We start from the raw sequence: 13,176 nt of genomic DNA on the forward strand, positions 1-13,176 counted from the left end.
ATTTACCAAAAATCGACGTCAGTTCAGCCGGTTCGTTTTCCACTTACTGCGGGGCTGTGCCACCTGAACGCCTGTCCCGTTCGTCCTGGGCTTCTGCTGTTGCAGCAGCCAGGCCGCCAACACAGCCGCTAATTCCGATTCGGTGGGGTCGGTTTCAGCAATTAACACATCGGGATTTGGCGTAAAGTACCGGGCCACGAAGCCCGTGTCGAACTGCCCCGACCGGAAAGCCTCGTGTTCCATCACGAACCGGCAGAAGGGCAGCGTTGTCTGAACGCCCGTAATCTGGTACTCGTCAATGGCCCGGATCATTTTCTGGATGGCTTCCTCGCGGCTGTCGCCATACGTAATGAGCTTGGCGATCATCGGGTCGTAGTAAATCGGGATGGTCATGCCCTGCTCGAATCCGTCGTCGACGCGAACGCCGTTGCCCTGCGGCCGGACGTACGTTTCCAGCGTACCAACGTCGGGGAGAAAGTTGTTGGCCGGGTCTTCGGCATACACACGTATCTCCACGGCATGGCCTTTGATGGTCAGGTCTTCCTGCTTGATGTCCAAGGGTTTGCCCTCGGCGATGTAGATCATCTGCTTCACCAGGTCAACACCCGTAATCTGCTCCGTGACGGGGTGCTCTACCTGGAGCCGGGTGTTCATTTCGAGGAAGTAGAAATTGAGCTGATCATCGACGATGAACTCCACCGTTCCGGCTCCGTAGTAGCCACAGGCCCGAGCTACGTCCACGGCGGCCCGGCCCATCGCATCGCGGATTTCGGGTGTCAGAATGGCGGAGGGCGCTTCTTCGACGACCTTCTGGTGACGGCGCTGAATGGAACACTCGCGCTCAAACAGGTGAATGATGTTGCCGTGCTGGTCGCCCAGGACCTGAATCTCGACGTGGCGGGGCGACGTAACGTACTTTTCAATAAACACCGATCCATCGCCAAATGCCGACAGCGCTTCGCTCACGGCACGGTCCATCTGCTCATCAAATTCGGCGTCGTTCTCGACAATCCGCATGCCTTTGCCGCCCCCGCCCGCACTGGCTTTGATCAGCACCGGATAGCCGATTTTAGCCGAGATGATTTTGGCTTCGGCCCGGTCGGTGATGGCGCTGGGCGTACCGGGCACCATCGGGATGTTGTAGTTGGCAACGGCGGCTTTGGCGGCCAGTTTGCTGCCCATGATCTCGATGCTCTCGGGCGAGGGACCAATGAAGATCAGGCCAGCCTCGCGGACTTGCCGGGCAAAGTTGGCGTTTTCGGACAGAAAACCGTAGCCGGGGTGAATGGCGTCGACGCCGAGCCGTTTGCACACGTCAATGATGACGTCGCTTTTCAGGTACGACTCCGAGGAGGGGGCTGGTCCCACGCAAACCGCTTCGTCGGCATAACGAACGTGGAGGGCATTGCGGTCGGCTTCGGAGTAAATAGCAACGGTTTTGATGCCCATTTCGCGGGCGGTACGCATGACACGCAGGGCAATTTCGCCCCGGTTGGCGACGAGGAGTTTGTTGATCTGAGGCATTATTGGATGCAGGATGCTGGACGTTGGACGCTGGATAGTGAACCTGGATGTAAGACTAACTACCACGTAACAGTCCAACAGCCAATGGCCACTATCCAGCGTCTACTGCGTAAACTTAGCAGTTTTGGCTGGCTCACACAATCTGTTTATAGCCTATGTCCTTCGGTACCAATTGGGCAGGGGAAATCACTTGTGGCAATCCATGAACAGGGAGAACGACCAGAGAAACGTGGCCGTAAGAATTAATCGGCTCAGAAACCGTGACCAATACTCAGGCCGAACCAGGGTCCAAATCGGTCGATGGCAGCACTACTTAATTCAATAATGGGGGTAAAACCAGCTCGTAACATCAAGCCTCCATTAGGCTTTTGATACCGATAACTTAGACGAGGAACAGCATACATACCATTTCTTCTTATGAGCTCTGACGCAGTGTTGCTTCTCACGAAACCGCCCAAACCAATGCCAAAATCGCCATGATGATTGCCTCCGCCAACTATAGTGAACAGCTCGCCAACCAGCACCGTAGTCCTGGGGCTTCCGAAATAGGAGGTACCCACCCGAACGCCATAAGCCTGTTTTGGCCTTGTCAATAGTAATCGCTCGTAGTTTACGGAGTAGATGCCACCTGATCCTAATGCTTCGATATAAACGGTATTACGGGCACTGAAAGGGCTTTTGGTGGTGTGCGTTTGCGCAAGCCCGGCTAGCGGTAGGCAGAAACAAAGAATGGCTAGAAAGTTTTTCATAGAAGTTAACCTGGGAATAAGCTGTTGTCTGCGACAAAGTAAGTTCTAGGTAACCAAAAGAAGAACTAATTAACAGTAATTAACGGGATTGCGCTTTACCGTGTTTTGCAAGCGGGTGCTTGCCAACTGCCCAGTGTAATCTATAACAGCAAATGACCCTACTAGTCCGTGAACGAGTTTGTAGCGATAGCTAGTTGCAGTTGCCGGAGCTAAATCACACAATCAACTTATACCCAATACCCCGGATGTTGACGATCTGGACCTGCGGGTCATCTTTGAGGTAGCGCCGGAGCCGCGTAATGAATACGTCGAGGCTTCGGCCGTTGAAGAAACTGTCGTCGCCCCAGAGTTCCTGCAATACCACAGTCCGTTCGAGGACCTGGTTTCGTTGCTCATAAAGCCGCCGGAGCAGTTCGGCTTCGCGGTGGGAAAGGAGCTCCTCGCGGCCGTCGAGGGTCAGTTTCTGTTTGGGCGGATCGAACTGGTAGCGGCCAATCGTCAGCAGGGGCGATGGCGTCGGAGCTGGCTCGGTTGGGCGGGGTAACTGCCGGCGTTTCAGGAGGGCGTTGATGCGCACAATCAGTTCGTCCAGACTGAATGGTTTCTTGAGATAGTCATTGCCGCCCAGTTCGAACCCTTTCACGACGTCGGCGGTTTGCGAACGGGCCGTCAGGAACATAATCGGAATCTCGTCGTCGGTCTGCCGGATGGTTTCAGCCAGCGAAAAGCCGTCCATCGTGGGCATCATCACATCAGCCACCACAATGTCGGGTTTCTGCTCATGAAACAACGCCAGTCCCTCGGCCCCGTCGGTCGCGTATTGGACCGTAAAACCGCGCACTTCGAGGCTGTCCCGAACGATCATACCCAGGGCCAATTCGTCTTCAATCAATAATACGGTTGCCATGCAATTTATGCGGGAGAGGGAGTCCGAAACAGGGGAAATGAAAATTTCCGGACGCGGGCTTGGCCGTCGCCACCCGTTTCGGGAATGAGTAAAACAAATTCGCTGCCAACGCCGGGTTCACTGATAACGTCGATCAGGCCACCGTGCTTTTCAATCACCTGCCGAACGTACGAAAGCCCCAGGCCAAAACCTTTGACCGGGTGCAGATTCCCGGTCGGAACGCGAAAGAACCGGTCGAAAATGGCCTGATGGTACGATTTAGGGATGCCAATGCCATTGTCTTGGACCGACAGCCGCCAGACACGTTCCTGCTTGCCGCTGGTAATCCGAATCGTGACAGATTCTTTCGAGTACTTGATGGCGTTGTCAATCAGGTTGTTGATGGCATTGGTGGTATGAAATCGGTCGATCCGGACGGGCTCCTCGCCGGGTTGGATATCGACCTCAAAATGAACCGGTTTGTCGGCTTTTACCTGGTGGTTGCCGATGATCTGATTCACCAGCTCCGATGGCCTGATCCATTCGGGATTCAGCACCAGTTCTTTCTTCTCCTCAACCGCCAGGTTCAGGACTTTCTCGACCAGATCGGACAGCCGTTGCAGGTTGTCGCGCGAAACGGTCAGGTACGTCTGGGTTTTCTGCGGGTCATTCAGCGCACCAAAATGCTGCAACGCTTCGACGGCCGCCGTGACCGTAGCCAGGGGCGTTTTCAGTTCGTGCGTCATGTTATTGATGAAGTCATTCTTCACGTCCGACAGCTTTTTCTGCCGCAGAATCGTTGACAGCATGAACAGGAAACAACCCGTAGTGAGTGCCAGCAGCAGCACCGAACTACCCAGTAACCAGCCCATCCGGCGCAGCAGGTAAAAGGTCGGCGTGGTGAACGATGCCTGCACGAACAGATTTTTCACGGGATTAATCGGTATAGGCGTGGTGCACAAATCAGTCTTTTCAGAAACGGCCGTCAGGTCTTTGAAAATAAATACGTTATCCCGGGCGCGTTTAGGCCGGATGGTCAGCGTATCGAGCCTGAAGTCGGCGTCAATACCCCGCTGAGTCAGTTCAGAGCGGTACGTTGCCGCAAAGGTACGGAGATCAACCCCGGCGTCTTTGGCCCAATCGAGCAGCAATAAGTTAGAAATTCGTTTTGCCAGCGAGTCAGCCGGTACGTTTGGGGCGTTCCTGGTTGACGGTTGCTTCCTGTACGACACGACGACCCGCCGGGAACTGTCCCGTAGCACCTGAAATCGGGCGGGAAGCGTATCCAGTTCCTGACTGATGAAGACGCGTTCGGATTCGCCCGCTTCTTCAAATCGACGGATAAACAGCTTACTATGAATGCCTTTTGTGGGCGGGGCATGGCCCAGTAACACCCGGGCATCGGTTAACCGCTGCTGCTGAACGGCCTGCCACATGGCATCCTGCACCGTCCGCCGGAATTGCTGTCGGTTGAGCTGGTAGGTTGTAAAAAGCCAGTACCCCTGAAAGGCGTTGATGCCCAGGATACAGATCGTCATCAGCCAGAAGATAGAGCGGATTCTCCGTTTCATTCGTTCGGGGTTTCGTATACAAATCTACATGGCTCCAATTGGCTTTCAATCGATCTTAACACTGTTTAACACTATATAGCAGTACGTTACATTCCATCGCCGGAAGTTTGTATGGTCATTTCAAACCAGACAAATTTCCATGAAAACGCACGCACTTGCCTTGCTTATTCTGTTGGCCCTCACGGGCGCTTTCTCCCGTCCGCTATTGGCGCAGGCCCCAACGTCGGGGCAGATTACCTACGAAGGGGTCCGCAAGATTGATCCGTCGGGTATGCGGATCATGATCAACGGCGAAGAGGTCAAGCCCGGCGATGCCAACTTTCCCGCCGATATTCCCGACACCCGCACGTTCAGCCAGAAGCTCATCTTCGCGGGTAACTTCGCCAAAGAGGATCGCGGGGAGCAAAACGCCGTTATCCGGACGATTGTCGACGGGCCTGGCGGGGGCGGTGCCCCCCGGAGAACCAACATGGGCCGTCCGTTTGACGAACAAACGTTTGTGGACCTCACTGGCCAGAAAACCATTACGTTGCTGACCGTCGGCAAGGAGAAAGAGGCAAAAACGTACCGCGCCGAAGCGCCCATCAAGCGGGTTGGCAACTGGCAACTGACCGACCAGACCAGGAAGATTGCGGGCTATACCTGCCGCAAAGCGACCGTCCCTTACCGCAACGATACGTACACCGTATGGTACACGACCGAACTGCCGTTTACGTACTCACCCATCCGCGAGCTGACACCCGAAACGGGGGTGGTGCTGCTGGTTGAAAGCAACCGGGAGCAGTTCCGGGCTACGAAAGTTTCCGCCACGGCCGTCGATCAAAAAGAGGTTCAGCCCAACGCACAGGCCGAGGCTGTTGCCCCCGAAAAGCTAGCTGATCTGCGGGACAAAGCCATGGCTGATTTCCGTCAGCAGTTGATGATGGGCGAGCGAAATTGATTTACTAGGACATCCTGCCTGACCCACGACTTAGATCGTGGGTCACCCCTCTCATGAACAGTTTTCAACACCATACGAATGCGTACACTTTCCTTCCTTTTTTTCTTGGTCCTCTGCGGAGCCACTTGCCTTTACGCTCAGAAATTGGGCAGCAAGACTCAGATACAGGGCGTTGCCGTGGACTCTGTAACAGGTAAACCCTTACGGACGGCGTCGGTATCGCTGCTGACCGCCCGCGATTCTGCCTACGTAACGGCCACCATCACCGACGGCGACGGCCGGTTTCAGATCCGCAACGTAGCGCCGGGGCAGTACCGCGTTCTGGTAACGTTTGTGGGGTATCGGAACGGCTCGCGTACCGTAACCGTTACGCCCGACAGCCCAACTGTAGACGCCGGTACGTTCCTGATGACCGAGCAGGCCAAAACGCTCGGTGAGGTCGTGGTGACCCAGGAACGACCGCCCATCACGGTGAAGCAGGATACGCTGGAGTTCAATGCCAGCTCCTTCAAAACGCAGCCGAACGCGCAGGTTGAGGAGTTGTTGAAAAAACTACCGGGGGTGGAGGTGAGCCGCGACGGAACCATCCGGGCGCAGGGGCAGACGGTCAATCGGGTGCTGGTGGACGGCAAGCCCTTTTTCGGAAACGACCCTAAAATGGCGACCCGGAACCTCCCCGCCGACATCGTTGATCGGGTGCAGTTGTACGACCAGTCGTCGGACCAGTCGCAGTTTTCGGGCATTGACGACGGCAACCGCGAACGAACCATCAACCTGACCATCAAACGAGACAAACGCAAAGGGTATTTTGGACAAAACTCAGCTGGAGCCGGAACCGACGGTCGTTATCAGGGGCGGTTGAATGTCAACCGCTTCAATAATGGCCGTCAGATCTCCTTGACGGGGCAGGCAAATAACCTCAACCAGCAGGGTTTTACGCTCCAGGACGGACCCGGGGGCGGTGGGCAGGAACCGGTCTTTGTGGGCCGACCCGGCGGGGGCGGAAACCCGTTCGGAAACCAGTCGCCTACCAACATCATCGAGACCAAGGCGGCCGGCATCAATTACAGGGATAAGTGGGGCAAAAATGCGGAAGTAGCGACCAGCTATTTCTTCAATCAGGCCATCACAACCACCGACCAGCAAAGTCGGCGGGAAAGCATACTGCCGGGCCAGTCGCTCCTGACCGATCAAAGCAATTTTTCGCGTAATCGCGTCAACAACCACCGGCTGAACCTGCGTCTCGACTGGAAGCTGGACTCCGAGACGAGCCTGCGCTTCACGCCCAACGTATCGTGGCAGAACAGTGGCTTCGACAGCCGTAGCGTGAGTCGCTCAACACTGCCGGATGGACAACTGCTCAATGAGGGCGATACGCGCTACGGCTCCGCTGGCAACGGACTGAACGTATACAGCAACCTGCTGCTCATGCGCAAGTTCCGGCGGGAAGGACGGACCCTTTCGCTGAACCTGAATACGATCGTGAACAACCAGTTGACCAACGCCCTCAACCAGTCGATCAACACGTTCTACGATTCAACCGGCGGCAATCCGCGTCCCCTCCGGCTCGATCAGCGCAACCGACAGGACAACTACGCCCCTCAGAATGCGCTAACGTTGTCATACACGGAGCCATTGTCCCTGACCCGCAAGCTGGAACTGCGCTACGCCTACGGTACAAACCGCAATCAGGCCGAACGCGACGTAGCGGATTTCAACGAAACGACCGGCCAGTATGATCGCCGGAATCTGAACCTGTCGAATCAGTTTACCAGCAGCTTCAATACGCACCGGCTGGGGGGGACGATCCAAACGCGTCGGCTGCGCTACACCTATGCCCTTGGTTTTGATCTGCAGCAAGCCGAACTCCGGGCCGAAAACCGCTCGGTCGACACCAGCCTGAATCGTCAGTATTTTCACATTCTGCCCAATGCGCTGTTCAATTACACGTTTTCGGGTAACCGCAGCCTGCGGCTTCAGTATCGCACTCGCCTGAATGCGCCCTCCGTAACGCAATTACAGCCGATTGTGGACAATACTAACCCGTTGAACATCCGGCTGGGTAATCCGGCGCTGCAACCGGAGTTCTACAATACCATTACGTTGACTTACAATGGTTCCAGCGGCCTCGGTACCAAAAGCCTGTTCCTGTTTGCGGCTGTGAACCAGAGCGACAACCGCATCGCAACGGCCACTACCGTAAACGCAGCCGGCGCGCAAACGACGCAGCCGGTTAACATCGGCGGCTACTGGGCGGCCAACGGATTTCTGTCGGTTGGCCGAACCATTCAATCCGTTAAACTGAACATTAACCTGAATACCAACGGAAGCTTTTCGCGGGCGCTCAGTCTGATCAATAACCAAACCAACGAGTCGCAGAACATAACGATAGGGCAGGGGGTACGGCTGGAGTCGAACTTCAACGGCAAAGTTGACTACGGCCTCAGTGGGAACGTCAGCTACCAGACTGCTACGTACTCGTTGCTGCCCCGCCAGAACACGGCGTTCTGGTCGCAGTACGTGACGGCCGATCTGAACTGGCAATTACCCTTCAAGTTCATACTCAGAAGCGATCTGACGTACACCGCTACGTCGGGGCGGTCGGCAGGATTCAACCAACGTTACACACTCTGGAATGCTTCGCTGGCCCGACAATTTTTCAAAGGGAAACAGGGAGAAATGCGACTCCAGGTTTTTGATCTGCTGAATCAAAATCGCAGTCTGGTTCGTAATACAGCCGATACGTACGTGGAGGATGTTCAGAGCCGCGTGCTAAGACAGTATTTTCTAGTTAGTTTCGTCTACAATCTGCGGAAGTTTGGCGTTTAACCATTTTCCAAATTTTAGGGTGTATTTTGGTGCTAAAGAACATTTAGGCTATTTTTGCACTTATCGCTTTAAAAACAAGGGTTTAACGCCAAAACATACCGCGGAAAGTGGATTTATTTGAGAAGTTGCGCACCAACCTCGGCTCAATCGGGTCGTATTCAAAGCAGTTACAGGGCCACCATTATTTTGCATTTCCGAAGCTGGAAGGCGAACTCGGCCCGCACATGATGTTTCGGGGTAAGAAGATGCTGAACTGGAGTTTGAATAATTACCTCGGTTTAGCCAATCACCCTGACGTACGGAAAGCCGACGCCGAAGCCACTGAGCGCTGGGGACTGGCTTACCCGATGGGTGCCCGGATGATGTCGGGCAACAGTGACCTGCACGAAAAGCTGGAGCGCCAGTTGGCCGATTTCGTTGGTAAGGAAGATGCTTTCCTGCTCAACTACGGCTATCAGGGGGTTATGTCGGCCATTGAAGCCATCTGCGATCACCGCGACGTTATTGTGTACGACGCCGAATGCCATGCCTGTCTGATCGATGGTATCCGTCTGCACAAAGCAAAGCTGGGTGAGTACTACAAGTTCAACCATAACGACATGGCCAGCCTGGAGAAAAACCTTCAGCGGGCTACGAAGATGGCTACTGAGAAGGGAGGCAGTATCCTCGTGGTTACGGAAGGCGTATTCGGCATGTCAGGTAAAGTCGGGAGTCTTGATCAGATTGTCAAACTCAAAGAAAAATACAATTTCCGGCTGCTGGTCGACGACGCACACGGATTCGGTACGATGGGTGCCACCGGCGCGGGCGTTGGCGAAATGCTGGGCTGCCAGGACGGCATTGACATCTACTTTTCAACCTTCGCCAAGTCGATGGCGGCTATTGGTGCATTCATCGCGGCCGACCACGATGTGATCATGTATCTCAAGTACAACATGCGGTCGCAGACGTACGCCAAGGCGCTGCCCATGCCGTATGTGGTGGGTGCTATGAAGCGGCTCGAACTGATCAAGAAGCATCCTGAGCTGCGCGAGAAATTGTGGGAGAATGTAAACGCGCTGCAGAGTGGTTTGCGGGCCCGGGGTTTCAACATCGGCGATACCACATCGCCCGTAACGCCGGTGCTGTTGCAGAACAACGGTGGTATTCCGGAAGCGACGGCAATGGTGCGTGATCTGCGCGAGAATTTCGGAGTGTTCTGCTCAATTGTCGTGTACCCGGTAGTGCCCAAAGACGTGATCATGCTGCGTATCATTCCGACGGCTGCACATACGCTGGAAGACGTTCAGTACACCCTCGAAACGTTCACGGAAGTGTCGGATCGGCTGCAGCGTGGCTACTATCAGGAACTGGCAGCTTCTGGGGCGGCTGTAGCCCCCGAAACGATCGAAATATCGGCCGAATCAGCCGCTGAATAGCGTTTTTTGCAAAAACTTGCATTTTTCGCCTATTTTTTTGGGCTGCCTATTGCGTTGCGTGTGATAATCATTAAATTTCAGCCGAAAACCGCGTTTTTAGCGGAATTTGGGCATTTTTTCACACTTAAACCCATACGTATCGCTATGGCACGCTTTGATGAAGTAAAGAATCTGGTAATGTCGCTGGAGGCCGATTTCGAAAAGTTCTACGAGAAGAACAACCAGGCCGCAGGTACTCGTGTTCGCAAAGGCATGCAGGATCTGAAAACGCTGGCGCAAACCATCCGCTCGGAAGTTCAGGACAAAAAGAACACCGCCGAGAAAGCGTAATTTATTGGCCACTATGGCCCGGCCTCCCCGGCCAACAAACCTAGCCCCGCCCAAGCGTTCTCTTCGGCGGGGTTTTCTGTGGGTTGTGGTTTTGCGGTTTGTAGTTCTACAGTTTGTGGTTTGTCGTTCGTGAGCCAGACTACAAACTACGAACTCTAAATCTTCTCCTGGTGCATCAGCGTGGCGACGCCCCGCATCACTGTCTTTTTCGTCTGTAGATCGCGGACTTCGCCCCGGATTTCGGCGGTGTGTTTTGCCGGGTTGACAGCCTGCACTGTAAACGTCACTTCATAGTCCGTATCGACAAACATCGGCCGGAGGAATTCTAGGGTTTGTCCTAAATACACGGAGCCAAAACCGGGAAATTCGGTGCCCAGAACTTTGGTAAAAACGCTGGCCCCCAGCATGCCGTGAATAATGGGGCGTTTGAACGGTGTCTGGGCCGCAAAATCCGGGTCGAGGTGAAGCGGGTTGTTATCGCCGGTGATGCGGGCAAACTCAATCACATCGTTCTGCGTGAAACGGAACGTGTACTGGTGAACGGCGTTGAGGCCAAATTCGGGTGTCATACGGAAAGATTTGTCAGTCTGTCGGATTTGAATGGCTGCAAAGCTACCTAGTCCATTCGCTATTTTCACGCTAAAATCTGCTCAAATGAGCGTAGTTTTGTTCCGCGGGCCGGCTAATCCCGGATTACGGCCCATCGTATTATGCTGAAAAATCTGTTTTCGCTCGGTGTGTCGCATGTCCCGCGGGTATTCGGGCTGGATGTCATGCGGGCGGCTGCCATCCTGATTGTGGTGGATGCCCACGCCACCGTAGCGCTGAAGGAATATTACCGGGGCGGTTTCTGGCATTTCCTGCTGCCCGACGGCGTGGAGCTTTTTTTCGTCCTGAGCGGCTTTCTGATTGGCGGTATCCTGATCCGGTCGTATGAGAAAAAAGGGCGTTTCGATCGCGACCTGCTGCTCAATTTCTGGACGCGCCGGTGGTTCCGAACCTTGCCAAACTACTACCTCGTCCTGATCGGGCTGGTGGCGTTCAATCTGCTGCGGGCCTGGCGGAGCGGCCTGCACCATACGCTGCCGCCAAAAGAAACGCTGGCCAAATACTTCGTCTTTCTGCAGAATTTTGCCAGCTACATTCCCGATTTTTTTCCGGAAACCTGGAGCTTAGCCATTGAAGAATGGTCGTATATCACCCTGCCGCTCGTGTTGTGGCTGTTGCACACGCTGATGCCTGCGCACTGGCCCCGGCGTCGGATTGTGCTGTCAACCGTGCTGCTGATCATCCTGAGTACGAACGCCTACCGACTGGTGAATGCCATCCGGATTCCGATTTCAGAAGGGGAACTGGGCTACCGGGGTATTGTGCTGAGCCGACTGGACGCCATTTCGTATGGGGTGCTGGCGGCTTACCTCAAACAGTATTTTCCCGGCTGGTGGAATAGTCCCCACGTACGTCAGCGGACGCTGCTCGTTGGCCTGCTGCTGACGATGCTGACGGCGTTTACGGCCTCCATCTTTATCCTGAAGTATTACGTCGAGGCTGGTATTTACACCCAGTACGTCTTCTACAAACGGACGTTCTACTTCCCGGTGGCCGGCCTGAGCATGGCCCTGTTGCTGCCCTACATGGACGGCTGGCGCACGGCCGATGCATCACGCCCGGCCTTGTGGGCGCGGGCCGTGACGCACATCAGCCTCATTTCGTATTCAATGTACCTGCTCAACCTGACGCCTGTAATGATCAATATCGTGGAGCGTATCCCGACTACCTCCGAGACCGTTGGCTGGGTGAAAGTAGGGTTATTCTGGGGGCTGGTACTGGTGCTGTCGACGCTGTTGTACAAGTTCTTCGAGCGCCCCGTGACCGACCTCCGCGACCGTTTATCGGTGAAAGAGCCCAAGATCACCGAACCCGCCGGCATGAGCAAGCAACTTTAATGGGTTGCCTTACTTCAGGAAGTCAGGCTGCTGAAAGGCCGGGTTGGGATACGTGTAGAAACCTGCCCGGGTCGCAACGCCCAGCTTGCCTTTGTCAATGAAGTTTTCTTTCAGCATCTGAGCGGCTTGCTGCATGTCGGTGTCGCCGGTTGCCTCCGCGTTTTTCAGCGTAATGTTGTACGCCGTCGTTAAGCCTACGACATCATAAATCGCGAAGGGACCGTTGGGCGCTCCGGTAGCGATCATCCAGGTTTTATCGATCGTTTCGGGGTCAGCCACTCCTTTAACGTATAGACGGAGGGCGGCTTCCAGCAGGGGCACCAGCAGCGAGTTGAGGATGTACCCCGGCTGTTCTTTGTGGATGGGGAGCGCCACCATGCCGATGGCTTTGGCAAAGTCAACCACCGTATCGAAAACGGCCGGATCAGTGCCCGGATGGCCCATGATTTCGGCGGTGTTCTGCCGCCAGATGTTGTTGGCGAAGTGCAGGGCCAGGAAGCGGTCGGGGCGGCCGGTCTGCTCCGCAAACTGGCTGGGCAGCAGCGTAGACGAGTTGGTCGCAAAAATCGTTCTGGCCGGTGCCACCTTTCCCAACTGAAGGTAGAAATCGCTTTTGATCTGAACGTTTTCCGGAATAGCTTCAATGGCCAGATCGGCGTCCTGAACGGCCTGGGCCATGTCCGTCGAATAGCGTAACCGCTGAAAGGTCGCGTCGATCGCGTCCTGAGTAGCGCCGAGGTCTCTCTTAAAATGCTCCCCTAACTCCTTAAAACGGTTTCTGGCTTTGTCGAGCAGTTCGTCGTTCAGGTCATAAACGGTTACGCTGAACTCGTGAAAAGCGGTTTGGAAAGCAATCTGGCTGCCGAGCACACCAGAGCCAAATACGGTGACCTGCTTGATGTCCATTATGGTTTACTGTTGATGTTGTTCAGGTTTTAAAGCCGTAGATGGACGGGTTGCTCATTAAATTGTGCCGGTAGATT

General features: G+C 54.9%; 11 protein-coding genes. 5 read left to right on the top strand and 6 right to left on the bottom strand.

Annotated features, from left to right (window positions below):
• Window positions 1–18: 18 nt before the first annotated feature.
• The 4 genes from accC to BN8_RS07095 form a co-directional block, all read right to left on the bottom strand.
• Window positions 19–1,524 carry an acetyl-CoA carboxylase biotin carboxylase subunit gene (gene accC / locus BN8_RS07080; RefSeq protein ID WP_009281137.1) on the bottom strand — a complete coding sequence of 502 codons (1,506 nt, stop codon included), beginning with the start codon at window positions 1,522–1,524 and terminating at the stop codon, window positions 19–21.
• A 251-nt stretch (window positions 1,525–1,775) separates the two neighbouring features.
• A complete protein-coding gene (locus tag BN8_RS07085) occupies window positions 1,776–2,273 on the bottom strand; it encodes a hypothetical protein (RefSeq protein WP_040005511.1) in 498 nt (165 codons plus the stop codon).
• A gap of 214 nt (window positions 2,274–2,487) precedes the next feature.
• Complete coding sequence (locus tag BN8_RS07090; protein WP_009281138.1) at window positions 2,488–3,180, bottom strand: response regulator transcription factor; 693 nt, start codon at window positions 3,178–3,180, stop codon at window positions 2,488–2,490.
• 5 nt (window positions 3,181–3,185) lie between these two features.
• Complete coding sequence (locus tag BN8_RS07095) at window positions 3,186–4,730, bottom strand: sensor histidine kinase (protein WP_009281139.1); 1,545 nt, start codon at window positions 4,728–4,730, stop codon at window positions 3,186–3,188.
• Between the two features lie 139 nt (window positions 4,731–4,869).
• Between BN8_RS07095 and BN8_RS07100 the strand changes: the two genes are divergently transcribed.
• From BN8_RS07100 to BN8_RS07115, 4 genes are all read left to right on the top strand, one after another.
• Complete coding sequence (locus BN8_RS07100; protein WP_009281140.1) at window positions 4,870–5,670, top strand: GLPGLI family protein; 801 nt, start codon at window positions 4,870–4,872, stop codon at window positions 5,668–5,670.
• A 78-nt stretch (window positions 5,671–5,748) separates the two neighbouring features.
• Window positions 5,749–8,499: a TonB-dependent receptor gene (locus tag BN8_RS07105; RefSeq protein ID WP_009281141.1), complete on the top strand. Its 2,751-nt coding sequence runs from the start codon at window positions 5,749–5,751 to the stop codon at window positions 8,497–8,499.
• Between the two features lie 107 nt (window positions 8,500–8,606).
• Window positions 8,607–9,917 carry an aminotransferase class I/II-fold pyridoxal phosphate-dependent enzyme gene (locus tag BN8_RS07110; RefSeq protein ID WP_009281142.1) on the top strand — a complete coding sequence of 437 codons (1,311 nt, stop codon included), beginning with the start codon at window positions 8,607–8,609 and terminating at the stop codon, window positions 9,915–9,917.
• 144 nt (window positions 9,918–10,061) lie between these two features.
• Complete coding sequence (locus BN8_RS07115; RefSeq protein WP_009281143.1) at window positions 10,062–10,247, top strand: BF3379 family histone-like protein; 186 nt, start codon at window positions 10,062–10,064, stop codon at window positions 10,245–10,247.
• A 155-nt stretch (window positions 10,248–10,402) separates the two neighbouring features.
• Here the strand turns inward: BN8_RS07115 and BN8_RS07120 are convergent, their stop codons facing one another.
• On the bottom strand, window positions 10,403–10,816 hold the full coding sequence (locus tag BN8_RS07120) for a MaoC family dehydratase (protein ID WP_009281144.1): 414 nt from the start codon (window positions 10,814–10,816) through the stop codon (window positions 10,403–10,405).
• A gap of 141 nt (window positions 10,817–10,957) precedes the next feature.
• Between BN8_RS07120 and BN8_RS07125 the strand changes: the two genes are divergently transcribed.
• Window positions 10,958–12,193, top strand: coding sequence for an acyltransferase family protein (locus BN8_RS07125; protein ID WP_009281145.1), 1,236 nt, complete (start codon window positions 10,958–10,960; stop codon window positions 12,191–12,193).
• Between the two features lie 9 nt (window positions 12,194–12,202).
• On the opposite strand, the gene BN8_RS07130 is transcribed toward BN8_RS07125, so the two are convergent.
• Window positions 12,203–13,099: a 3-hydroxyacyl-CoA dehydrogenase gene (locus BN8_RS07130; RefSeq protein WP_009281146.1), complete on the bottom strand. Its 897-nt coding sequence runs from the start codon at window positions 13,097–13,099 to the stop codon at window positions 12,203–12,205.
• Between the last annotated feature and the right edge of the window lie 77 nt (window positions 13,100–13,176).

The sequence above is a fragment of the Fibrisoma limi BUZ 3 genome (genome assembly GCF_000296815.2).
GTDB lineage: Bacteria > Bacteroidota > Bacteroidia > Cytophagales > Spirosomataceae > Fibrisoma > Fibrisoma limi.